The 23,694-nt window shown below is 67.3% G+C and carries 20 protein-coding genes; 3 read left to right on the top strand and 17 right to left on the bottom strand.

The features are described from left to right. Positions 1-11 precede the first annotated feature (11 nt). A complete protein-coding gene (gene aroA / locus PSR88_RS32290) occupies positions 12-1,328 on the top strand; it encodes a 3-phosphoshikimate 1-carboxyvinyltransferase (RefSeq protein WP_016883170.1) in 1,317 nt (438 codons plus the stop codon). Continuing rightward, complete coding sequence (gene rsgA, locus PSR88_RS32285; RefSeq protein ID WP_081437487.1) at positions 1,274-2,314, top strand: ribosome small subunit-dependent GTPase A; 1,041 nt, start codon at positions 1,274-1,276, stop codon at positions 2,312-2,314. Before aroA ends, rsgA begins: the two co-directional genes overlap by 55 nt. Before the next feature lie 30 nt (positions 2,315-2,344). On the opposite strand, the gene PSR88_RS32280 is transcribed toward rsgA, so the two are convergent. The 6 genes from PSR88_RS32280 to PSR88_RS32255 all read right to left on the bottom strand — a co-directional run bounded on the left by PSR88_RS32280 (position 2,345) and on the right by PSR88_RS32255 (position 8,619). Next, the gene (locus PSR88_RS32280) at positions 2,345-3,583 is read right to left on the bottom strand and encodes a fatty acid desaturase family protein (RefSeq protein ID WP_016883171.1); all 1,239 of its coding nucleotides are present in this window, start codon (positions 3,581-3,583) and stop codon (positions 2,345-2,347) included. A 111-nt stretch (positions 3,584-3,694) separates the two neighbouring features. Then, the gene (locus PSR88_RS32275) at positions 3,695-4,951 is read right to left on the bottom strand and encodes a fatty acid desaturase family protein (RefSeq protein ID WP_011598268.1); all 1,257 of its coding nucleotides are present in this window, start codon (positions 4,949-4,951) and stop codon (positions 3,695-3,697) included. Between the two features lie 62 nt (positions 4,952-5,013). Next, positions 5,014-6,129, bottom strand: a complete 1,116-nt coding sequence (locus PSR88_RS32270; protein ID WP_011598267.1) for a ferredoxin reductase — start codon at positions 6,127-6,129, stop codon at positions 5,014-5,016. A gap of 91 nt (positions 6,130-6,220) precedes the next feature. Then, the gene (locus tag PSR88_RS32265; protein ID WP_020476818.1) at positions 6,221-6,733 is read right to left on the bottom strand and encodes a DUF6912 family protein; all 513 of its coding nucleotides are present in this window, start codon (positions 6,731-6,733) and stop codon (positions 6,221-6,223) included. 30 nt (positions 6,734-6,763) lie between these two features. After that, positions 6,764-8,188, bottom strand: coding sequence for a WS/DGAT/MGAT family O-acyltransferase (locus PSR88_RS32260; RefSeq protein ID WP_009479536.1), 1,425 nt, complete (start codon positions 8,186-8,188; stop codon positions 6,764-6,766). After that, a complete protein-coding gene (locus tag PSR88_RS32255; protein WP_009479535.1) occupies positions 8,182-8,619 on the bottom strand; it encodes an HAD-IA family hydrolase in 438 nt (145 codons plus the stop codon). The genes PSR88_RS32260 and PSR88_RS32255 overlap by 7 nt, the downstream gene beginning before the upstream one ends. Positions 8,620-8,724: 105 nt before the next feature. Here PSR88_RS32255 and PSR88_RS32250 point away from each other — a divergent pair, with 105 nt between their 5' ends. Continuing rightward, positions 8,725-9,249, top strand: a complete 525-nt coding sequence (locus PSR88_RS32250; RefSeq protein WP_016883172.1) for an Rv3235 family protein — start codon at positions 8,725-8,727, stop codon at positions 9,247-9,249. A 15-nt stretch (positions 9,250-9,264) separates the two neighbouring features. Here the strand turns inward: PSR88_RS32250 and secA are convergent, their stop codons facing one another. The 11 genes from secA to PSR88_RS32195 all read right to left on the bottom strand — a co-directional run bounded on the left by secA (position 9,265) and on the right by PSR88_RS32195 (position 23,628). After that, a complete protein-coding gene (gene secA, locus PSR88_RS32245; protein WP_342338952.1) occupies positions 9,265-12,132 on the bottom strand; it encodes a preprotein translocase subunit SecA in 2,868 nt (955 codons plus the stop codon). Positions 12,133-12,283: 151 nt separating this feature from the next. After that, a complete protein-coding gene (hpf, locus tag PSR88_RS32240; protein WP_009479532.1) occupies positions 12,284-12,961 on the bottom strand; it encodes a ribosome hibernation-promoting factor, HPF/YfiA family in 678 nt (225 codons plus the stop codon). A 171-nt stretch (positions 12,962-13,132) separates the two neighbouring features. Further along, entirely contained in the window at positions 13,133-13,831 is a 699-nt protein-coding gene (locus PSR88_RS32235) for a ComF family protein (protein WP_009479531.1), read from the bottom strand. Positions 13,832-13,862: 31 nt separating this feature from the next. Beyond that, positions 13,863-15,656, bottom strand: a complete 1,794-nt coding sequence (gene lpqB / locus PSR88_RS32230; protein ID WP_009479530.1) for an MtrAB system accessory lipoprotein LpqB — start codon at positions 15,654-15,656, stop codon at positions 13,863-13,865. Continuing rightward, positions 15,653-17,425 carry an MtrAB system histidine kinase MtrB gene (gene mtrB, locus PSR88_RS32225; RefSeq protein ID WP_011598263.1) on the bottom strand — a complete coding sequence of 591 codons (1,773 nt, stop codon included), beginning with the start codon at positions 17,423-17,425 and terminating at the stop codon, positions 15,653-15,655. Before mtrB ends, lpqB begins: the two co-directional genes overlap by 4 nt. Next, complete coding sequence (gene mtrA, locus PSR88_RS32220; RefSeq protein ID WP_005240059.1) at positions 17,422-18,099, bottom strand: MtrAB system response regulator MtrA; 678 nt, start codon at positions 18,097-18,099, stop codon at positions 17,422-17,424. Before mtrA ends, mtrB begins: the two co-directional genes overlap by 4 nt. Positions 18,100-18,144: 45 nt before the next feature. After that, a complete protein-coding gene (locus PSR88_RS32215; RefSeq protein WP_009479528.1) occupies positions 18,145-18,828 on the bottom strand; it encodes a dTMP kinase in 684 nt (227 codons plus the stop codon). Positions 18,829-18,884: 56 nt separating this feature from the next. Continuing rightward, a complete protein-coding gene (gene ahcY / locus PSR88_RS32210; protein WP_009479527.1) occupies positions 18,885-20,369 on the bottom strand; it encodes an adenosylhomocysteinase in 1,485 nt (494 codons plus the stop codon). Between the two features lie 90 nt (positions 20,370-20,459). After that, positions 20,460-21,080, bottom strand: coding sequence for a TetR/AcrR family transcriptional regulator (locus PSR88_RS32205; protein ID WP_016883174.1), 621 nt, complete (start codon positions 21,078-21,080; stop codon positions 20,460-20,462). A gap of 84 nt (positions 21,081-21,164) precedes the next feature. Next, a complete protein-coding gene (locus tag PSR88_RS32200; protein ID WP_009479525.1) occupies positions 21,165-22,673 on the bottom strand; it encodes an amino acid permease in 1,509 nt (502 codons plus the stop codon). A gap of 28 nt (positions 22,674-22,701) precedes the next feature. After that, positions 22,702-23,628, bottom strand: a complete 927-nt coding sequence (locus PSR88_RS32195) for a cation diffusion facilitator family transporter (protein ID WP_016883175.1) — start codon at positions 23,626-23,628, stop codon at positions 22,702-22,704. Positions 23,629-23,694: the final 66 nt, after the last annotated feature.

Below are 23,694 nucleotides of genomic sequence, written 5' to 3'. Positions count from 1 at the left end.
GATAGGCGAAGATGGAGACCGTGAGCCTGAGCCTGTGGAACGCCCCCCGCGCCGAAGCGCCCGTCGTCGCGACGGTCGCCCTCCCCGGATCGAAGTCGATCACCAATCGCGCGCTGATCCTCGCCGCACTCGCGGACGGTCCGTCCACCCTCACCGGGGCACTGCGCAGCCGGGACACCGACCTCATGATCGAGGCTCTCCGCACGCTCGGCATCAGCATCGAGACGGTCGGCGCCGACACGACGCTGCGGGTCACCCCCGGACCGCTCCAGGGTGGTGCGGTCGACTGCGGCCTGGCCGGCACCGTCATGCGGTTCCTGCCGCCGGTCGCCGCACTCGCGAGCGGAACGGTTCACTTCGACGGAGACGAGCAGGCGCGCACCCGGCCCCTCGACACGATCCTGGACGCGCTGCGCGGTCTCGGCGCGGACATCGACGGCGACTCCCTCCCGTTCACGGTCCGCGGTGCGGGCTCGCTGCGCGGTGGACGGGTCACCATCGACGCGTCCGGCTCGTCACAGTTCGTCTCCGGGCTGCTGCTGTCGGCGGCCGCATTCGACGAGGGCGTCACCGTGCATCACGACGGCAAGACGGTCCCGTCCATGCCGCACATCGACATGACGGTCGAGATGCTGCGCGAGTCGGGCGTCGAGGTCACGACCCCGGCGACGGGCGGGGAGGCCGACACATGGCGGGTGAGCCCCGGTGTCGTCCGGGCCGTCGACCGCGCGATCGAACCCGACCTGTCGAATGCCACCGCTTTCCTGGCAGCCGCCGCCGTCACCGGCGGTGAGGTGACCGTTCCCCTGTGGCCGAGCAGGACGACGCAACCCGGAGACGCGATCCGCGAGATCCTCCTGGCGATGGGCGCGGACGTCCGACTGGACGGCGCGAATCTCACCGTCCGCGGGCCGCAGCAGCTGACCGGCATCGACATCGACCTGCACGACGTGGGCGAACTCACCCCGACCGTCGCGGCGCTCGCCGCACTGGCGGACGGGCCATCGCACCTGCGGGGCATCGCACACCTGCGCGGTCACGAGACCGACCGGCTCGCCGCGCTCGCACACGAGATCAACTCGCTGGGCGGAAACGTCACCGAGACCGAGGACGGCCTGACGATCGTCCCGGCAGGCCTGCACGGTGGAACGTGGCGCTCGTACGCCGACCATCGGATGGCGACCGCGGGCGCAATCGTCGGGCTGCGGGTCGACGGCATCCGGATCGAGGACGTCGGCACCACGGCCAAGACCCTGCCCGGTTTCGAGAACCTGTGGGCCACAATGCTGTCCGCAGCTGCGGGCACCGAGCGGAAGGCGAGCTTCTGAGTCGCAGGCAGTACGACGAGTCCGACGTCCGGGTACGCCCGGGCCGAGGAACGCGCCCGCGCACGAAGACCCGGCCGGAACACCTCGCCGCGGAGTCGGCGATGGTCGTCTCGGTCGACCGCGGCCGATGGGGTTGCGTGCTGGGCGGCGACCCCGAACGTCCCCTCGTCACCATGCGCGCCCGGGAACTGGGCCGCACCCCCATCGTGGTGGGCGACGAGGTGAGCGTCGTCGGTGACCTGTCCGGCAAACCCGACACCCTGGCGCGGATCGTGCGGGTCGCCGAACGCTCCACGGTGCTGCGACGCACCGCCGACGACACCGATCCGTACGAGCGGATCGTCGTGGCCAACGCCCAGCAGCTGCTGATCGTCGTGGCGCTCGCGGACCCGCCGCCACGGACGGGATTCGTCGAGCGTGCGCTCGTCGCCGCGTACGCGGGCGGGTTGAGTCCCATCGTGTGCCTGACGAAGAGCGATCTCGAGCCGCCCGAGGAGTTCGCGAGCGCGTTCGCCGACCTCGACGTTCCCGTCGTCGTGGCCGGTCGCGACGATCCCGTCGACGAGGTGCTGTCGATGCTGTCGGGCCGGCTCACCGCGCTGATCGGCCATTCGGGGGTCGGGAAGTCGACTCTCGTCAACCGCCTCGTGCCCGACGCCGACCGGGCCGTCGGCGTGGTCTCCGGCGTCGGCAAGGGCAGGCATACGTCCACGCAATCGGTCGCGCTGCCGCTTCCGACGGGCGGCTGGGCGATCGACACTCCCGGCATCCGGTCGTTCGGACTGGCCCACATCTCCCCGGAGAACGTGGTGGCCGCGTTCTCCGATCTGGCCGCGGCCATCGAGGACTGCCCGAGAGGGTGTACCCACCTCGGCCCGCCCGCGGACCCGGAATGCGCGCTCGACCTACTGGAGGGCAAGGCCGCCAAACGCGTCGACGCGGTCCGTCACCTCCTCACGGCCATCGCATCCAACGAAGCCTGGTGAGGGACGAACCGCGTCTGTAGCGGAACTTTTCTAGCGGGACAGCAGCGCGCGCAGACCGCGGCGCTTGCGGGTGCGCTTGATCGCGGTACTCAGCCCCTGACGGCGGCCGGTCACGGGATCGATTGTCGCCGTGGTGTTTCCACCGAACTTGCGTTCCGACGCCGTCTCCGGCGCGTCGTCCGCGGTCGCCTTGAGGTACTTGTTCGGCAACGACAGCTTGGCGATGGTGCGCCACGACTTCGCGTACTGCACGAGGAAGGGCCCGGTGGTGTACGGCAGGTCGTACTTGTCGCACAGTTCCCGCACCCGCACGGCGATCTCCGAGTAGCGGTTGCTGGGCAGGTCGGGGAACAGGTGGTGCTCGATCTGGTAGCTGAGGTTGCCGGACATGAAGTCCATCAGCTTGCCGCCCTCGATGTTCGCGCTACCGAGCATCTGCCGCAGGTACCACTGGGGCTGCGTTTCCTTGTCGATGTCCGCCTTGGTGAACTTCTCGGCGCCGTCCGGAAAGTGCCCGCAGAAGATGATCGCGTTGGTCCACACGTTGCGGATCATGTTCGCGGCGATGTTGGCGGTGAGAGTGCTCTTCCACGCGGGACCCGTGACCGCGGGGTGGATGACGTAGTCCTTGAGGATCTGCTTGCCGACCTTCTCGCCGACCTCGCGGAGCTTGCGCTGGGTGTCCTCGCTCGGCACGCGCCCCTTGGCGACCTTGCCGAGTTCGAGATGCTGCGCCGCGATGCCGTACTCGAAGAACAGCGCGAGCAGCGTGTTGTACAGGAGATTGCCGGTGTTGAACGGCTTCCACCGCTGGTCGCGCGTGACGCGCAGCAGTCCGTATCCCACGTCGTCGTCCATGCCGAGGACGTTGGTGTACTTGTGGTGAATGTAGTTGTGCGTCTGCTTCCAGTGAGCGGACGGTCCCGTCACGTCCCACTCCCACGAGGTGGAGTGGATCTCGGGATCGTTCATCCAGTCCCACTGGCCGTGCATGACATTGTGGCCGAGTTCCATGTTCTCGATGATCTTCGAGAGGGAAAGCATGGCCGTGCCCGCCAGCCAGGCGGGACGCCGCTTGCTCGCGAAGAGGACGGCTCGGCCACCGATTTCGAGGGAACGCTGCAGTCTGATCGTGTTTCGCACGTACCGCGCGTCACGCTCCCCGCGGGACTCTTCGATATCGCGCCGGATCGCATCGAGCTCGCGTCCGAGCGACTCGATGTCGGCTTCGGTGAGATGTGCGTATTCCTTGACGTCTGCAATCGCCATGGGGGACCTCCTCCTGGCTGGGTCGACAGTTCACACCCGTGGGCGCTGACTCGACCTACCGTACCGTAAGTTACGACACCGTAGGTTACCTGGGTGTAGGTGTGAGTGAAATCACCGTCGACGGCGAGGAATCTTGGCCTCCGCGCGGGCGCGCAACGCCGACAGCAGACCGCGCCGCTGCCCCGTGACGGGATCCGTACGCAACGTCTCGACCATGGCGGCGCCCGCATCACGGGCGTCGCGGAACTTGCGTTCCGAGGACGTCTCCGGGGCGTCGTCCGCCGTCGCCCGCAGGAACCGGTCGGGCAGGGCGAGTTTGTGGATCGTGCGCAGAGCCAGCAGGTACTGCTTGGCGAGCGAACCCGTGGTGTACGGCAGGTCGTACTTCTCGCACAGCGCCCGGACCTTCACTGCGATCTCCGGGTACCGGTTGCTCGGCAGGTCCGGGAACAGGTGATGCTCGATCTGGTAGCTGAGGTTCCCGCTCATGAAACCCATGATCTTGCCGGAATCGAAATTCGCACTGCCGAGCATCTGCCGGAGATACCACTCGTGCCTGGTCTCGTTCTCGTATTCGTCCACCGTGAACTTCTCGGCACCATCCGGGAAGTGCCCACAGAAGATCACCACGTAGGCCCACAGATTCCGCACGAGATTGGCGGTGGCGTTGGCCGTCAGCGTCGACTTCCACGCCGGTCCCGCGAGCACCGGGAACAGGAGGAAGTCCTTGCCGACCTGGCGGAAGATCTTGCGCCCGAAATCCTTGTTGGCCTGGGAATTGAGCTGCCCCTTCTCCGCACCCTCGAGCTCGGCGGCGAACGTGAGGTCGTGGAGCGCGATCCCCCACTCGAACGTGGCGGCCAGGATGATGTTGGCGAAGGGCTGCAGCAGGTTGATCGGCCGCCACTCCTCGTCGCGGGTCATCCTGAGGATGCCGAACCCCACATCGGAATCCATTCCGACGATGTTGGTGAACGTGTGGTGGGAGTAGTTGTGCGCCCGCTTCCAATGCTCCGAGGGGCCCGTCTGATCCCACTCCCACGACATGGAGTGGATCTCCGGATCGTTCATCCAGTCCCATTGGCCGTGCATCACGTTGTGGCCGAGCTCCATGTTCTCGATGATCTTCGAGAGGGAGAGCATCGCGGTGCCCGCGAGCCAGGCCGGGCGGTAGCGGCTTCCGAACAACGCAAGCCGGCCGCCGAGCTCCAACAGCCGTTGCGCCCTGATGGCCCGGCGGATGTAGCGGGCGTCGCGAACGCCCCGCGAATCCTCCACGTCGAGCCGGATACCATCCAACTCACGCCCGAGCGATTCGATGTCCGCTTCGGTCAGATGCGCGAACTCTTTGATGTCGGTGATCGCCACCGTGCTCCTCCGTCTGGTGAGAGTCCGAGAATAGCGGAGTCAGGTGAACAACACGCTCACGCTTACGCGTCGAGCGTGCAGTCCCCTGCCGCCGCGGAGATACAAGTCTGGACTCGGTCACCTTCGGCGTGCTGCTTACCCGACCTCAGGTCGATGGCATGCCCGGCGAGAATCGGCACGACACAGGTCTGGCAGATACCCATCCGGCAGCCGAAAGGCATCAGTGCCCCGACCTGCTCCCCGGCCTCGAGGAGAGTGGTGGCACCGTCGACCGACACGGTCTTGTCGGCCTTGGCGAACGTGACGGTCCCGCCCTCGCCGGACGTGTCCGCACGGGAGACGGCGAACCGCTCGAGGTGCAACTTGTTCTCGATGCCCTCGTCGCGCCACAACGTCTCGATCTCGTCGAGCATCGGCAGCGGGCCGCAGGCCCACGTCTGACGTTCGCGCCAGTCGGGGCACACCTCGTCGAGCGAGGACAACGCGAACTTGCCCTGACTACGGGTGAGCTGGATCTTGCACCGGAAGTCGTCGTGCTCCTCGTGGAGCTGGGTGAGTTCGTCGGCGAACATCACGTCGGCGTCGGTGGGCGCCGAGTGGACGTGGAAGACGTCGGGAAGCTGACCGCGCCGGTTCATGGTGCGCAGCATCGCCATCACGGGCGTGATGCCGCTGCCCGCGGTGAGGAACAGGATCCGCTCCGGCGGCGGGTCGGGCAGCGCGAAGTTGCCCGTGGGGGTCGCGAGCCGCACGATCGTCCCCGAGGGCACACCGTTGACGAGGTGACTCGACAGGAATCCCTCGGGCATCGCCTTGACGGCGATGGAGATGAGCTTGTCGTCCCAGTTCGGCGGCGAGGTGAGGGAGTACGAGCGCCAGTGCCAGCGCCCGTCGATGTGCAGACCGATGCCGATGTACTGGCCGGGCTCGTAGTCGAAATCGAATCCCCAGCCCGGCTTGATGACGATCGTGGCCGAGTCCGCGGTCTCCGCGCGCACCTCCACGATCTGTCCACGCAGTTCGCGAGCCGACCACAGCGGGTTGGCCAGATGCAGGTAGTCGTCGGGCAGCAACGGCGTCGTGAGCCGTGCCGCCGCGCCACGCAACCAATTGAGCTTGGACCGCTTGGCGGGCACGACCGCTGCTGCGGGCGCCTCGATCCAATCCTTCAGACCCATCCGACCTCCACCTTTTCCGTCATGACCTACGCTACCGAAGGTTATCAAGTTACGGTACCGTAGGTTACCCCGAGGTAAGCGGGCGTACCGGTCAGAGTAGTTCGAGCAGGAACGGAAGCTCCTGAGTGGCGTACCACGCCAGCACATGATCCTCCGCGTCACCGAGGACGAACTCGGCATCGGGGTCCCCGAGATCCGCCTCGTCGATCGCCGACACGGCCCGCTCGATGTCCGGCTCCGCCTCCGCCAGGTCGACGTGCACGGACGCGACCGTGCCGATCGTCACCGGACCGGGCAACCGGACCACGGCGTCGTCGAGGTCCGGGCGCGGCGTCACGTCGTCCACGTCCGCGGCGACCACGGCGCGACGGAACCGAACCCCGTCGCTCCCGCTCTCCCCCACCCGGCCCGCGATCAGTCGCAGCGAGGCCCGGGCCGCCTCGGCCATCGCGACCTCGGCCAGTTCCTCGTCGTCGCCCGACGAATACGCCTCGCGGAGCGTGGGGGTGACGGCGAACGCGGTACGGCTCATCGGATCGAACTCCCGGTCGGTGACGAGCCGCTGGAGGATCTCGATCGTCGCGGGAACGTACACCCTCGTCATGCGTCACCCGTCATTCGCACCGCGGACTTCTCACCGGCTGGCATCCAACAACTCCTCGAGAGATTCGTACAGCAGCGCCGCCACCACATCCACGTCGGCCATGGCATCACGGTCTGCATTCAAACCGTAGTAGACGTTGCCGTCGTAGGACGTCAGACCGATGCTCAAAGTCTGGTTTTTCAGCAGCGGCGACACCGGATACATCTCGAGCATCCGCGCTCCCCCGACGTACAGCGGCAGCTGCGGACCGGGCGCGTTGGTGATCATCAGGTTGAACATCCGCTGCGAGAAACTGCTCGCGACACGGGCACTCATCGCGTGCAGGGTGGCCGGCGCGAACCCCGACAAACGCACCAGGGTCTCCGCGGTGACCCGCTGACTCTGCTTCGCGTGCGCCTCCATGGCGTGCGCCACGTGTGACAGCCGCACCACGGCATTCGGTTCCCCGACCGGCAGGTCGATGAGGAACGACGACACCATGCTCCGCGGATCCGCCCACTCGCCGCGGCGTGATGCCTCGTCGTCGGCCTCGGGATCCGTCGCGTACACGGACATCGGAACCATCGCGCGGACCGTGGTCGACTCGGCCACCGGCTCGCCGCGGGAGAGCAGCCAGTACCGCATCGCACCCGACACGACCGCGAGGATGACGTCGTTGACCTCGCACCCGTACTGCGCGCGAATCTTCCGGTAGTCACCCAGTTCGGTCTTGACCACCGCGAAGCGCCGATTGCGGGAAATGGTCGCGTTCAGCGGACTCGCCGGCGCCACCTGCGTGGCGGTGCGCACGACGGCGGCCACCTTGCCGACGGCGCGCACGGTCTCACCGAGCGCAGACGCCATGTCGCCCAACGTCATCCGCAGCGCCGCCAGCCCTTCGCCCGGCCGCGCCACCATCTCCGCCAGCGCCCCGGCGATGAGGGTGGACTCACTGGGGGCGGGGCTCGGCATCCACAGTTCCTCGGCCATGGGCCGCCGGGTCTTCGCCGGGTCCAGGATCACCTGGCCGATCTCGAGCGCCGTCTCGCCGTCGACCAGCGAGGAATGGGACTTCGTGAAGATGGCGAAGCGATTGTTCGCCAACCCCTCCACCAGGTACATCTCCCACAGCGGTCGTGTGTTGTCGAGCGGCCGGGACGTGAGCCGCGCGACCAGATCGTGCAACTGGGCATCCGATCCGGGCTTCGGCAGCGCCGACCGCCGGACGTGGTACTCGATGTCGAAGTCCTGGTCGTCCACCCACACCGGCCGCGACAGTCCCAGCGCCACCTCCCGCACCTTCTGCCGGTAGCGGGGCACCAGGCTCAGCCGTTCCTCGACGAGGCTCAGTAATTCCTCGTAGGACAACCCGTTTCGCGGCTTGCGGAAGATCGCGAGCGATCCCACGTGCATCGGCGTGCTGCTCGCCTCGAGAAAGTAGAACGACGCGTCCTGCGTAGTCAGTCTCGTCACCATGTCGGCGCCTGTCCCCCTTGCATCCCGTCTCGATCGACCTCGAGAAGTATCGCTATCTCGTCCGCGGTGGCGCCGCCGTCGACGTGGTGGACACCCACCATCCCGACGGCCACCGCACCCCGGACATTGACCGACAGGTCGTCGACGAAGATACAGTCCGCCGGGGCCAGACCGAGCGCGTCGGCCGTCAGCCGGTAGATCCGCGGATCAGGTTTGGCCACACCGACATCCCCGGACAACACGACCTGATCGACCAGCCGGCCGTCACCGAGTTCTCGCAGCCACTGCGCGCCGGGACCACCGGGATCGTTGCTCAGGATCGCGGTCCGCACCCCACGAGTCCGGGCACCGGCAAGGACGGACGACAGGCCGTCCATGTCCGAACCGGGACCCGCGAGAACTCCTCCGAAGTCCAATATCAATCCCCGCACGTTCCCACCCTAGGGTCCGCTCCCCGGTTCGGCGACACGACGACGGGATCCGTGCGAGTATGACCGCTACGACGGCCGTCTCATGCCGAAACCGGGGGGTAAGAAATGAGTGAGTCCTACACGTTCCTGTCACGGGTGCCGCGCTTCGAGCCGGCCGCCGGTGACGTTCCCGCACCGCCTCTGCCGGGGCATTCGGCGGTGCCGTCGAGCGGGCGGCACGCGGCCGGGCGCAGCAGGCACCGGTCGTCGCCCCACTCGGGGGCGTCGCCACGCACCGCCACGACGCAGCCGGGAACGCTGCCCCTTCCGTCGCCGGACGTCCAGCGATTCACGGAGCAGGCGTTCCGGCTGGTCCTCGAAGTGCTGGATCGGCGCCGCAACGTGCGGCAACTGCGGCCGCTGGTGACGCCGTCGCTCATCGACGTCGTGCGCACGCTCGCGCTGTCGGAGTCGCCCGCCCGGCGACTCGGTGTCGCGACGCTCGTCCGCGTGCACCTGTGCGCCGTGGAGCCGTGCGCGTTCGAGGCCTTCGGCACCTACGGCCGGGGACCGCGGATCTTCGTGATCGCAGCCCGTGTCGAACAACAGTCCGACACGGGCTGGACCGTCACCTCGCTGGTGATCGGCTGATCGACTTCTCCGCGGTCAGCGCCTGCGCTTGGTCCGCGGGGCCTTCTTGCCCTTCGACTGCGACCGCGCGGCCTCACGCCGCTGACGACGGGTTCCGGCGTCGGCGGCATCGTCCGACTCGGCTGCTCCGCGGCGGCTGAGCTGGGCGTTGCCGTCCTCGGCAGGTCCGGAGTACGTGAGCCCGCGGGGCTCGCCGTCGTCCAGCCCCTTCGCGCGGAGGGCGGACGGTGCCGCCGTGCCCTGCGCCTGCTGCGCCGCCTCCTGGGTCGGCAGTGGCCGCGGCGCGGCCGGAGCGGGCGAGGCCGCCGCCGTCGCCGCTGCGGACGCCGCGGTGACGCTGACGCCCGGGGCCTGCGCCGCCTGCGGGGCGGCTGCCTCGACCTGAAGGTTGAACAGGAATCCGACCGACTCCTCCTTCAGGCCCTCGAGCATGCCGCCGAACATGTCGAAGCCTTCGCGCTGGTACTCGACGAGCGGATCACGCTGGGCCATCGCCCGCAGGCCGATGCCTTCCTTGAGGTAGTCCATCTCGTAGAGGTGCTCGCGCCACTTGCGGTCGAGCACGCTCAGCAGGACGCGGCGCTCCAGTTCGCGCATCGATCCCGCGCCGGCAACACCGTCGATCTCAGCCTCACGCCGGGCGTAGGCGTCGTGTGCGTCCGTCAGCAGGGTCTCGCGCAGCTCGTCGGCGGTGATGTCGTTGGTCTCACCGTCGCCGTCGCCGACCAGTTCCTTGTAGTCGACGCCGACCGGGTACAGCGTCTTGAGGGCCGTCCACAGCTGTTCGAGATCCCAGTCTTCGACGTATCCCTCGGCGGTGGCGCCGTCGACGTACGCGGTGACCACGTCGGTGATCATCTTCTCGACCTGGCCCTCCATGTCCTTGCCCTCGAGGATCTGGCGGCGCTCGTTGTAGATGACCGTGCGCTGCTGGTTCATCACCTCGTCGTACTTGAGGACGTTCTTGCGGATCTCGAAGTTCTGCTGCTCGACCTGCGTCTGAGCGCTCTTGATGGCCTTCGAGACCATCTTCGCCTCGATGGGAACGTCGTCGGGCAGGTTGAGGCGGGTCATGATCGACTCGAGCGCCGCGCCGTTGAACCGTCGCATCAACTCGTCGCCGAGCGACAGGTAGAACCGCGACTCACCCGGATCGCCCTGACGGCCGGACCGGCCGCGCAACTGGTTGTCGATACGCCGGGACTCGTGCCGCTCGGTACCGAGGACGTACAGTCCGCCCGCCTCACGAACCTTGTCCGCGTCAGCCTTGACCTCGGCCTTGACCTGGTCGAGGACGTCGTCCCACGCCGCCTCGTAGTCGTCGGGCGTGTGGACGGGGTCGAGTCCCTGCTTGCGGAGCGCGATGTCCGCGATGATGTCGGGATTGCCGCCGAGCACGACGTCGGTACCACGACCGGCCATGTTGGTCGCCACGGTGACGGCGCCCGACCTGCCGGCCTCGGCGATGATCTGAGCTTCCTGCTCGTGGAACTTCGCGTTCAGCACGTTGTGCGCCACGCCGCGCTTGGTGAACTGCTTCGACAGGTACTCGGACCGCTCGACGCTGGTGGTGCCGATCAGGACCGGCTGGCCCTTCTCGTGCCGCTCCACCACGTCGTCGACGACGGCGTCGAACTTGGCTTCCTCGGTCTTGTAGATCAGGTCGCCGTTGTCGACGCGGACCATCGGCCGGTTGGTGGGGATCGGGATGACGCCGAGGTTGTAGATCTGGTGCAGCTCGGCGGCCTCGGTCTCGGCCGTACCCGTCATGCCCGACAGCTTGTCGTAGAGACGGAAGTAGTTCTGGAGCGTGATCGTGGCGAGGGTCTGGTTCTCGGCCTTGATCTCGACCTTCTCCTTGGCCTCGATCGCCTGGTGCATGCCCTCGTTGTACCGGCGGCCGACGAGGACGCGGCCGGTGAACTCGTCGACGATGATCACTTCGCCGTCGCGGACGATGTAGTCCTTGTCCTTGGTGTAGAGCTCCTTGGCCTTGATGGCGTTGTTCAGGTAGCTCACGAGCGGCGAGTTGGCGGCCTCGTACAGGTTGTCGATGCCGAGCTGGTCCTCGACGAGCTCGACGCCGGCCTCGTGGACGCCGATGGTGCGCTTGCGGATGTCGACCTCGTAATGCACGTCCCGCTTGAGCAGCGGCGCGATGCGGGCGAACTCCGCGTACCACTTGCTCGAGGCGTCGGCGGGACCGGAGATGATGAGGGGGGTCCGGGCCTCGTCGATGAGGATGGAGTCGACCTCGTCGACGACGGCGAAGCTGTGACCGCGCTGGACGAGATCGTCCAGGGAGTGCGTCATGTTGTCGCGCAGGTAGTCGAACCCGAACTCGTTGTTGGTGCCGTATGTGATGTCGGCCGCATAGGCTGCGCGACGCTCGGCGGGCGACATGCCGGACAGGATCACGCTGGTGTCGAGTCCGAGGAAGCGGTGGACACGGCCCATCCACTCGGAGTCGCGCTTGGCGAGGTAGTCGTTGACCGTGACGACGTGCACGCCGTCTCCGGCGATCGCATTGAGGTATGCGGGCAACACGCAGGTCAGGGTCTTGCCCTCACCCGTCTTCATCTCGGCGATGTTGCCGAAGTGGAGGGCGGCACCGCCCATGATCTGCACGTGGAAGTGCCGCTGGTCGATCACGCGCCAGGACGCCTCGCGGGCGACCGCGAACGCCTCGGGCAGCAGTTCGTCGAGCGTCTCGCCGTCGCGGTAGCGGGCGCGGAACTCCTCGGTCTTCGCGCGGAGTTGCTCGTCGGTCAGGTCTTCGACCTCGGGCGACAGCGAGGAAACGTGGTCGGCGATGTGCTTGAGCCGCTTGACCATGCGACCTTCACCAACACGGAGCAGCTTCGATAGCGACAGCGACGGCACAGTCTTGTTCGTCCTCAATCTTCGGCAGTGGATGGGTGACACACAAAATCCGGCCGGAGGTCCGAGAACCCCGGCCGGATTCCATGGTAGGCGCTTCCGCGATCGGACGAGTAGACCGACCGCTCGGATCGTCAGGCGGAACGGGAGTACATCACGCCAGACGTATCAATCCGTAGTCGAACGCGTGCCGCCGGTAGACGACGGTCGCCCTGTCCGACTCCTTGTCGTGGAACAGGAAGAAATCGTGTCCTACCAGCTCCATCTCGTACAAAGCATCGTCGACGGTCATCGGCGTGGCCTTGTGTTCCTTGGTACGCACGACATGACCCGGTGTGTGCTCGTCCGGCATCTGACCGTCCAGGGAGATGTCGGGACTGATGCCGAGACTGTCGTCCTCGGCGAGTGCGGCGGTGGCCTCCGCCACCGACACCGGGGTCTTTTCCCCGTAGTGGACCTTTTTGCGGTCCTTGGTGCGGCGGAGCCTGCTCTCGAGCTTGGCGGTCACCGACTCGAATGCTGCATAGAAGCTGTCGGCGCATGCCTCGGCTCGGGCTACCGGCCCCTTGCCTCGGGCAGTGATCTCGACGCGCTGGCAGTTCTTTCTCTGGCGTCGATTAGGTTCGTGGTGAAGTTCGACATCGAACAGAAATATGGAGGGATCGAAGCGCTCGAGGCGCGACAGCTTCTCGGAGACGTACACGCGGAAGTGGTCGGGTACCTCGACGTTGCGTCCCTTGACGACGATCTCGGCGTTGGGGGTATCCGTCTTCTCTTGTGCATCCGTTGTGCGGTCGTCGACGAAAACCGAGGCTTGCGAAGGGGTCGTCACTCGTACCTCCCGATTACGGCCCCGCCCCTTGATGGGCGGCGGCGAGTTTGAGCAATGCCGGAAGGGGGTCCGCCCGGCACCAGGTTCGAAGTTCCACCTCCTACCTGTGTTTTCGGGTGTGTCCGCGACGCTAGTACGTAACGCGCGCGAGTGCCACTGTTCGGCAGAATTTCATCCGACACCCGCCACGACGACCACCGCGCTCACTCGGATACCCACTCGCGACAGCACCCGGACCGACTCGGTGGCGGTCGCCCCGGTGGTCGACACGTCGTCCAGCAATACCACCGATATCCGTTGCAGTGCAGCCGGTTCCGACGCAAGATGTCGCGCGAATCCTTCGCCGCTCCGCGTCAACCGGACACCACCCTCGAGGTTTACTCGACGTTGATCTGCGCTCAGTCCGACCGAATCGCGCACGGCGCGCCGCATCACGAGCGCGGGGCACACGCGCCTGCCCCCCACCGCGGCGACGGCGATCCGGGTGACGGGGTCGCCGCCGCGTCCCCTGGCGGCCCGGGGACGCGTCGGAGCCGGCACCAGAACCACCGGGGCGACGTCCGGCGGGTCGAGTTCACCCCACTGCTGCAGACGGCCCAGGGCGCCCGCGACGGCGGACCCGAGGGGCGCCGCGAGATCACGCCGCCCGCGTTCCTTCGCGGCGATCACGGCCCGACGGCGGGCACCCGAGTACGGACCGAGGGCCCACACCCCGACCCCGGGATCCACGCGGGGCCGGAGCAACACGGGATCGTCGGCCAACTCCGTGGCGCAGCGGGCACACCACTGCGTGCCCGGGACCCCGCACCCGCCGCATTCGGCGGGCAGGATCAGGTCGAGCAGACTCCGGAGGCCGGGCAGGGCGCGCATGCGGGCAGTATCGGCGACCGCACCGACAGCCTCAGCCCGGCAGGACCGGGATCGCCTTCACACCCGTCAACCCGGGAACCTCCCGCCAGTACCGGTCGCCCGCCGGATCGTTGTTGTTCAACTGGAACACCGCCCGCGAGTCGGCGACGAACTCCGTGGTCGTCGACGCGTCCACGGCCACCACCGGCGCGGTCAGATTGCGGCTCGGCAGCGCGTCCATCCGCGAGCCATCGACGGCCACCTGGACCACCGGGATGTCCGAGGCCGCGCGCGCGACGACGATCGTGTCGCTCGTGCTCCAGTCCAGCGACAGCGCCGGGCTGCCCAGACCGATCGCGACCGCACGGGGATTCGTCAACGCGTACTCACCGCCCGGCATCTGGGTGACGATGGCGAGATAGACCTTGCCGTCGACGATCAGCGCCGCGCGCACCCCGTCACGGGACAGCCGCAACTCGGTGATCGTTGCACCCAGCGCGGTGACGGCGCCGGCGTCGACGTTGACCACCGACGTGCGGCCGGTGCCGGGCTCGCGCAACACCCGAATGACGGTGTTACCGTTGACCGCTGCCCAGATCGCCGAATTGTCGGGTGCCCATGTCGGGCGGGTGATCGCGCCGCCCTCGAGCACCGACGCGGCACCGTCCTCGTACGCGCCGACCATGAGCGAACTCGCGGGTTCCGGCGCCGGACGCCCGGTGTCCGCGACGGCGGCGACCAGCTTTCCGTCCTGCGACAGTGCGAGCGAACGCATGTTGCGGGCCGAACCGAAGTACCCGGGCACCGGAGTGACACCGGTCTCGGTGACGCTCACCATCGACCCCTCGCGCAGCGCGTGCAACCCCACGGTGGCACTCGACGTCGCGAACGGATTCATCGACGCGACGTCGGCGGTGGTCCACCCGTTCGGGAACCGCTCGTCGAACGGCTCGCCGTCGGCGAGCAGCACATAGGGGCCCGAGATCTCCGCGTTGGCCAGCGTCCAGATCACCTGCGCCGCGAACAGCTGTTTCGCCTGCGCGTCCATCGGCGGCACGCCGGCGAAGTCGATCCGGATGCCGCCGAGCCCCACCCCCACCTGCGCGGTGCGGCCGTCGGCCTTCGTGATCGGGCCCCGCACGGACACGCCGTCACCGAGCTCGTTGCGCACGGCCGGGGCCAGGGCGGCCTTCGGCCCGTCGATCAGCAGGCCGATCAGCTGGGACGCCATCTGATCCTGAGCGCCCGACACCCAGCGCGGATCGGGCACCACCGTCGTCCCGGCCGGGTCGAGGAAGTACAGCGATTTGCGCTGGTACGTGTTGAGGAACTGCGCTCGGTCGAGGATCACGCCCGCGGGGAGCTCGGAGATCCGCCACTCACCGCCCTGCAGCTCGAGACTGATCTTCGTCTCGAAGCTGCCCTCCTCCGCCACGTACAACCCACCGGGCTCGAGCTGCCCCACCTTGTTGGCGCGGATCGTGTACGTTGCCTGGTCGGCCGACCGTGTCTCCGGGAGGACGTCGACCTTGTCGACGATGGTTGCGCTGGCCGCGTCGTCCCACCTGCCGGACACACCGGGGGTGAGGAACTGGCGGGCCGCGAGATGCCGGTTGGACGGGTCGGTACTGGCCTTGAAGAAGTCGCGCAGCAGCAGGTCGGGTTCACGCCCCGGCGCGGGGGCCGCGACACTCGAGCCCGGTGAGTCACGGTTGATCGTGCCGATCGCCTGCGGCGTGGAGGAGTCCGGGAGGCTCGCGCACCCACTGACCGTCACGAGCACCGCGAGGACGATCGCCCCGCACACCGACCGCGACAGCAGGGCAGATCGCCGGCCGGGCGTCACAGGTCCTGCTCCGGTCGATGCGAACCGTCTCGGTCACCGACGTGTGCTCGCTCACGCTTCTGGGGAATCGTGCGGGACTCGTCGGCCGCCGTCTCCGGGCTCCCGTTACGCACCGGCAACGTGGTGTCGCCCGGGACAGGCTGCCCTTGAACGTATTTCGCGGTTCCCGGCTTCAGCGGCAACGGGCTCGACACGACCTTGCGGCCCCGCACCCGCGGCAGCGTCAACCGGAAGCAGGCACCTTGGCCGGGTTCGCCCCACGCCTCGAGCCTGCCGTCGTGGAGATTCGCGTCCTCCACACTGATCGCGAGCCCGAGGCCGGTACCGCCCGACCGTCGCACGCGCGACGGGTCGGACCGCCAGAACCTGTTGAACACCAGCTTCTCCTCGCCCGGCCGCAGTCCCACGCCCTGGTCGCGCACGATGAACGCCGCGGCGCTGTCGTCGGCGCGCAGGCGCAGCAGCACCGGTTTGCCTTCTCCGTGATCGATCGCGTTCGCGAGGAGGTTCCGCAGAATGCGTTCCACGCGACGCGGGTCCACCTCGGCCATGACTGCCTGATCGGGCAGGTCCACGATCAGTTCGGTCCCGCTCTCGCGCGCGAGGTGACGGACCGTCGAGACCGCCGCACGCGCACACATCCGGACGTCGAGTTGCTCCGCGGCCAGTTCCGCCACACCGGCGTCGTGCCTGCTGATCTCGAGGAGGTCGGCCAGCAACCCCTCGAACCGGTCGAGTTCGGCGACCAGCAATTCCGACGACCGCCGGAGCACGGGGTCGAGGTCGTCGCTGCCGTCGTGGATGAGGTCGGCCGCCATGCGCACGGTCGTCAGCGGGGTCCGCAGCTCGTGGCTCACGTCGGAGGTGAATCTCTTCTGGAGATTTCCGAACTCCTCGAGCTGGGTGATCTGTTTGGACAGGCTCTCCGCCATCTCGTTGAACGACATCGCCAGCCGTGCCATGTCGTCCTCGCCGCGCACAGGCATGCGTTCCTTCAGCCGGCCGTCGGCGAAGCGCACGGCGATCCGGGACGCCGACCGGATGGGCAGAACCACCTGCCGGGCGACGAGGAGCGCGATGGCCGCGAGCAGCACGGCGAGCACCGCACCACCCACCAGCAGCGTGCCGCGGACCAGCGACAGGCTGCGGTCCTCACTGGCCAGTGGGAACACGAGATACAGCTCGAGCGTGGAGATCGCGGACGCGGTCGGGCTCCCGACGATCAACGCCGGCCCCGAATAGCCTTCGGGATCGTTCACGGTGGCGAACTGGTAGGCCACCTGACCGGCCTGGACGAACGCCCGCAGCGATTCCGGGATCTGGTCCGCCGGACCGCTGGACGTCGGGGCGCGGGGGCCGTCACCAGGCACGATCAGCACGGGATCGAACGTTCCCGCCGACCCCGACGCCTGACCGGCGTCGGGCTCCCGGTTCGTCAGCGCGGCCCGGGCACCGTCGAGCTGGGTGGTGGGCGAGCTACTGTCGTCCGCGCCGGCCAGCTGCCCCTCGACCGTGCTGCGGGCACGGTCCATCTCCTCGGTCGCCGCGTTGATCTTCGTTTCGAGCAGACGGTCGGTGATCTGGCTCGTGAGCACGACGCCGAGCACGACGATGACGATGAGCGACAATGTCAACGTCGAGACGACAACCCTCAGCTGCAGCGAACGACGCCACGTGTGCGCGAGGGTATTGCTCAGTGAGTGACCCCACCGAAGGATCGGCGAAACGCGTCGGTTGACACGACGCCGCCATCGGGAAACACCTGTCACGGCGGTCCGGCCTTGTAGCCGACCCCCCTGACCGTCAAAACCACTTCGGGATTTTCGGGATCAGTCTCGACCTTGGCCCGCAGACGCTGAACGTGCACGTTGACCAGTCGGGTGTCGGCTGCATGTCGGTAACCCCACACCTGCTCGAGCAGGACCTCACGGGTGAACACCTGTCGCGGTTTGCGCGCCAGAGCCACCAGGAGATCGAACTCGAGGGGGGTGAGGGAGATCAGTTCTTCGCCCCGGCTCACCTTGTGGGCGGGGACGTCGATGACGATGTCGGCGATGCTGAGCAGCTCGGCCGGCTCGTCCTCGGTCCGGCGAAGCCGTGCCCGGACCCGCGCCACCAGTTCCTTCGGCTTGAACGGCTTCATGATGTAGTCGTCCGCGCCGGATTCCAATCCGAGGACCACGTCGACGGTGTCCGTCTTGGCGGTCAGCATCACGATGGGGACACCGGAATCGGCCCGCAGGACGCGGCACACGTCGATGCCGTTCATGCCGGGCAGCATCAGGTCGAGCAGCACCAGGTCCGGGCGTGTCTCCCGGACCGCGGTGAGCGCCTGGGTCCCGTCCCCCACCACATACGGATCGAATCCTTCGCCGCGGAGGACGATCGTGAGCATCTCCGCGAGCGCAGTGTCGTCGTCGACAACCAGAATCCTTGGCTTCATGTCCCTATCGTTGCATCTTCGGAGGCCGTAACAGCCCGTTCGCCGTTACGGCGTGCCGTGTTCTTTCTCGTCACGGCGTGCCGTGTCGTCACTCAAGAGTGCCAGGTTTTCGGCGAGCGTGATCGGATCGGTGTCCGGGGTGAGCACCCACCACGGCGAAATCCAGTCCTTCACGGCCAGCTCGCGGTACACCTCGCCGGTACGTTCCTGCAGTCCACGGTCGCGTTCGTAGGCGTCCAGCGACCGGCTCGCATCCGCCGATTCGCGGCCGCGGGCGCGTTGCGCGGCGAGCGCCACGGGGACGTCGAGGTACAGCTGCAGGTCGGGCCGGGGCAGCCCCAGCCGCTCGAATTCGAGGTTCTGCACCCAGCCGACGAACTCCCCGTCGGCCCCCTGATGCAACCGGGCCGCACCGTACGCGGCGTTGGACGCCACGTAGCGGTCGAGGATCACCAGGTCGTGTTCGGCGAGCAGCTCCGCGAGCTCCCCGACGGCACCGGACCGGTCCAGCGCGAACATCACGGCCATCGCGTGCACGGAGTCGCTGAGGTCACCGTGCGCGCCCTTGAGGGCCTCGGACGCCAGATCCGCGTGCACGGACCTGCCGTACCGCGGAAAGTCGAGGGTGCCGACCGTCAGGCCCTGTTCGGTGAGGCGTCCCACCACTGCGCCGACGAGTGTTCGCTTGCCGGCGCCGTCCAGGCCTTCCAGCGCAATCAGTTTTCCCACGAGGAAGAAGGCTATCCCCCGGCCCGCACGCGACGGGCCGGGGGACGCCGCGGCCTCTAGTAGCGGTAGTGCTCGGGCTTGAACGGGCCCTCGACGTCGACGCCGATGTACTCCGCCTGCTCCTTCGTGAGCTTGGTGAGCGTGCCACCGAGCGCTTCGACGTGGATCTTCGCGACCTTCTCGTCGAGGTGCTTCGGGAGGCGGTACACCTCGTTGTCGTACTCCTCCGGCTTCGTCCAAAGTTCGATCTGCGCGATCACCTGGTTGGAGAAGCTGTTGCTCATCACGAACGAGGGGTGTCCGGTGGCGTTGCCGAGGTTCAGCAGGCGGCCCTCGGACAGCACGATGATCGAGTGGCCGTCCTTGAATCGGAACTCGTCCACCTGCGGCTTGATGTTGATGCGGGTGACCTCGCCGGAACGCTCGAGGCCGGCCATGTCGATCTCGTTGTCGAAGTGGCCGATGTTGCCCAGGATGGCCTGGTGCTTCATCTGCTTCATGTGCTCGAACGTGATGATGTCCTTGTTGCCCGTGGACGTGATGACGATGTCGGCCCAGCCGATGGCCTGCTCGACGGTCTTCACCTCGAAGCCGTCCATCAGCGCCTGGAGGGCGTTGATGGGGTCGACCTCGGTGACCGCGACGCGGGCTCCCTGTCCGCGCAGAGCCTCCGCGCAACCCTTGCCGACGTCGCCGTAACCGCAGACGAGCGCAGCCTTGCCGCCGATCAGCACGTCGGTGCCGCGGTTGATGCCGTCGAGCAGCGAGTGCCGGGTGCCGTACTTGTTGTCGAACTTGCTCTTGGTGACCGAGTCGTTGACGTTGATGGCCGGGAACGTGAGCTCACCGGCGGCCGCGACCTGGTAGAGACGCAGGACACCGGTGGTGGTCTCCTCGGTGACGCCCTGGACCGACTGCGCAACCTTGGTCCACTTGGTCTTGTCCGCTTCGAGGGACTGACGCAACAGGGCGAGGAACACCTTGTACTCGTCGGAATCCTGCTCGTCGTCGGTGGGCGGCACGACGCCGGCCTTCTCGAACTGCGCGCCCTTGAGGACGAGCATCGTGGCGTCGCCGCCGTCGTCGAGGATCATGTTCGCGGGCTTGTCGGCGTCCGGCCAGGTGAGCATCTTCTCGGCGGCCCACCAGTACTCCTCGAGCGTCTCGCCCTTCCACGCGAAGACCGGGGTGCCCTGCGGCTCCTCGGGCGTGCCGTGCGGGCCGACGACGATCGCGGCGGCGGCGTGATCCTGCGTCGAGAAGATGTTGCACGAGGCCCAGCGGACCTCGGCGCCCAGAGCGGTGAGCGTCTCGATGAGGACGGCCGTCTGGATGGTCATGTGCAGCGAACCGGAAATGCGAGCGCCCTTGAGCGGCAGCACCTCTGCGTACTCGCGGCGAAGCGCCATCAGTCCCGGCATCTCGTGCTCGGCGAGCCGGATCTCCTTGCGGCCGAACTCGGCAAGCGAAAGGTCCGCCACCTTGAAATCGATCCCGTTTCGGCTCTCGGCCACGGGCGTGGTTGAAACTGAGGTCGTCATCTGCCTCTCCTGTTTGACTGCTGTTTCGGTCAAGGCTATCGGTACTGCGGCCCGAGGGTCACACTCACGTGAGGCTGCGCCGCGGGGCGGTCACTCCCGATCGGCCCCGTCGACCGCCTCGTCCACGAAAGGCCCCAGAAGAGCTCCCAGATCCTCGGCGACGTTGGCCTCGGATTCGGGTGGCATCGAGATGTAACTCATAGCGAGGCGCACGATGGCGCGGCTGAGAATCCCCGCGTCCGACGGGTTCGCCCGCACCCAGCACCGCTGGAAGACGTCGGCGAGCCGCCTGGACGCCCGCTCGATGATCGGCGCGCTCTCGGTCGTGATCAGACGCAGCAGATCGGGCTTGGTCTCGCCGCGCAGAAGTGATTGCACGAGCGGGTCGGACAGGCTGGCCGCGAAGAACGCGGTGAACCCGGAGAGCAGCGCGGCACGACCTTCCCCGACATTCGCCACGAGCGCCTCGTCGACGGCGTCGACTAGTTCGTCGGCCAGCCGGAGGGCGTACGCCTCCGCCAGCCCCTGCCGGGACTTGAACTCGTTGTAGAGCGTCTGCCTGCTCACCCCGGCGCCGGCCGCGACATCCGACATCGTGATGTCCGACCAGTCCTTCTCGAACAGGAGATCTCGCATCGCATCGAGTACCGACTGACGCAGCAGCAGGCGCGCAGCCTCCTGATAGGGCACCCGGACACGCGACGAAGTCATGGCCAAGACACTAGTGCCCGCTGCCTCCGGGGTACTCGCCCGGTACTGCCGCTCCGGCACCCGGACGTCGAATCCCGTTGCGTGTCAGACCTCGCCGCGGCTTCGTCTCTCCATCATCGAGTGGCGGCGGCTGTAGGCGAAGTAGATGATCACGCCGAGCGCCATCCACACGATGAACCGGATCCACGTCTCGACGGACAGATTCACCATCAACCACAGGCAGGCGAGGACGGCGAGGACGGGCACCCACGGGACCAGTGGGACACGAAATCCGCGGGGCAGGTCCGGTCGCGTCCGGCGCAGCACGATCACGCCGACCGACACGAGGACGAACGCGAACAGCGTTCCGATGTTGACCATCTCCTCGAGGGTGCCGATCGGGAAGATCCCCGCGAGCACCGCCACCACGACACCGACGAGCACGGTGATCCGAACGGGTGTGCCGTGCTTGCCGGTCGGCGCGAGCCGCCTCGGCATCAGTCCGTCGCGGGACATGGCGAACAGCACCCGGGTCTGCCCGAGCATCAGCACCATCACCACGGTGGTGAGGCCCGCGAGCGCACCGAACGAGATCAGGTTCTTCGCCCACGTGATCCCGTGGATGCCGAACGCGGTGGCCAGATTGGAACTGTCCCCGGCCAATTCGTGGTAGTCGACCATGCCGGTGAGCACCAGCGTCACCGCCACGTACAGGATCGTCACGATCAGCAGCGATCCCAGAATTCCGCGGGGCAGCGCCTTCTGCGGATCCTTCGTCTCCTCGGCGGTGGTGGCGACGATGTCGAAACCGATGAACGCGAAGAACACCAGGCTCGCCGCCGCCAGCAGGCCGTACCAGCCGAACGTGCTGCCGCCGGCGCCCGTGACGTAGGAGAACAGGGACTGGTGGATGCCCTCGCCCGTGCTGCCCGCCTCGGACGGGGGAATGTACGGGGAGTAGTTGTCGGTGTCGATGTAGAACGCGCCGACGACCACCACCACGAGCACCACGGCCACCTTGATCGAGGTGATCACGAGGGAGACCCGCGACGACAGCTTGGTGCCCGTCGCCAGCACGACGGTGATGATCGCGACGATGAGTACCGCACCCCAGTCGAACGTGACCGAGCCGATCTGCGCCACCGGCGTGTGGTTGCCGATCACCTCACCGAGATAGAGCGACCAGCCCTTGGCCACGACCGACGCGGCGAGCGCGAATTCGAGGATGAGGTCCCATCCGATGATCCACGCGATCAGTTCACCGAACGTCGCGTAGGAGAACGTGTACGCACTGCCCGCGACCGGAACGGTGGAGGCGAATTCGGCGTAGCAGAGCGCGGCGAGCCCGCACGCGATGGCGGCGATCACGAACGCCGCCGACACCGAGGGACCGGCGACGTTGCCTGCCGTGCGCGCGGTGAGCGTGAAGATGCCGGCACCGATGACCACGGCGACACCGAAGACGGTCAGGTCCCACGCCGTCAGATCCTTGCGGAGTTTGGTCTCCGGTTCGTCCGTGTCTCGGATCGACTGCTCGATCGACTTGGTGCGGAACAATCCGGTCGGCCTGCCGCCGAGGTGCGGTTCTCCGCTGCCTTTGTCCTGGATGGCCACATCAGCCTCCTCAATCGAAAGTTGCCGTTCAGCCTATGCCTTCGGTTGCCCGGAACAGGTCGGGTTCGATGTAGATGCGGCGAGCCGCGGGGACTGCGCCGCGCACTCGCGCCTCGGCCTCGTCGATGGCTTCGGCGACCGCGCTGATGTCCGATCCGGCGGCCACGGCCACTTTCGCGGCCACGAGGATTTCCTCGGGTCCGAGGTACTGAGTCTTGCAATGGATGACGCGCTCGATCTTCTCGCCGTCGACGAGGGCTGCGAGAATGCGCGACTCCTCGTCGGCGGTGGCTCCTTCACCGATCAGCAGGCTCTGCATCTCGACGATGAGGATGATCGCGATGATTCCGAGCAGGGCGCCGATGCAGAGGGTGCCGACACCGTCCCACACCGGATCCCCGGTGAGCATCGTCAGTCCGACACCACCGAGCGCGAGAACCAGACCGACCAGTGCACCGGTGTCCTCGAGCAGCACGACGGGAAGCTCCGGGCTGCGCGACGTGCGAATGAATCCCCACCAGCTCGCTGTCCCCTTGAGGGGACGCGACTCCCGCACGGCGGTGAGGAAGCTGAACGTCTCGAGCCCGATGGCGATCACCAGGATGACCACCGCCACGAGGGGCGACGTGAGTTCCTCGGGGTGCTGGATCTTGTGGATGCCCTCGTAGATCGCGAACAGCGAACCGAGGCTGAACAACACGAGCGCGACGACGAACGAGTAGAAGTAGCGGCTACGCCCGTACCCGAACTGGTGCAGATCGTCTGCGGCGCGTTCGGCCTTCTTCTGGCCGAGCAGGAGCAGGCCCTGGTTGGAGGTATCGGCCACCGAGTGCACGGATTCCGCCAGCATGGACGACGAGCCGGTGATCAGGAAGCCGGCGAACTTGGCTACCGCGATACCGGCATTGGCGCCGAGCGCGGCGAGAATCGCCTTCTTTCCCCCATGAGCCGACAACTGACTTCTCCTCTCGGTCGCGCACGACCCTCACGACGGGCCGCGGAGCCCTTCTCGGATCGCAGG

The organism is Rhodococcus sp. DK176, assembly GCF_038447315.2.
Lineage (GTDB): Bacteria > Actinomycetota > Actinomycetes > Mycobacteriales > Mycobacteriaceae > Rhodococcus_F > Rhodococcus_F jostii_A.
The sequence above is the reverse complement of the archived record's forward strand: the minus strand, read 5'-3'. Positions and strand labels throughout refer to the sequence as shown.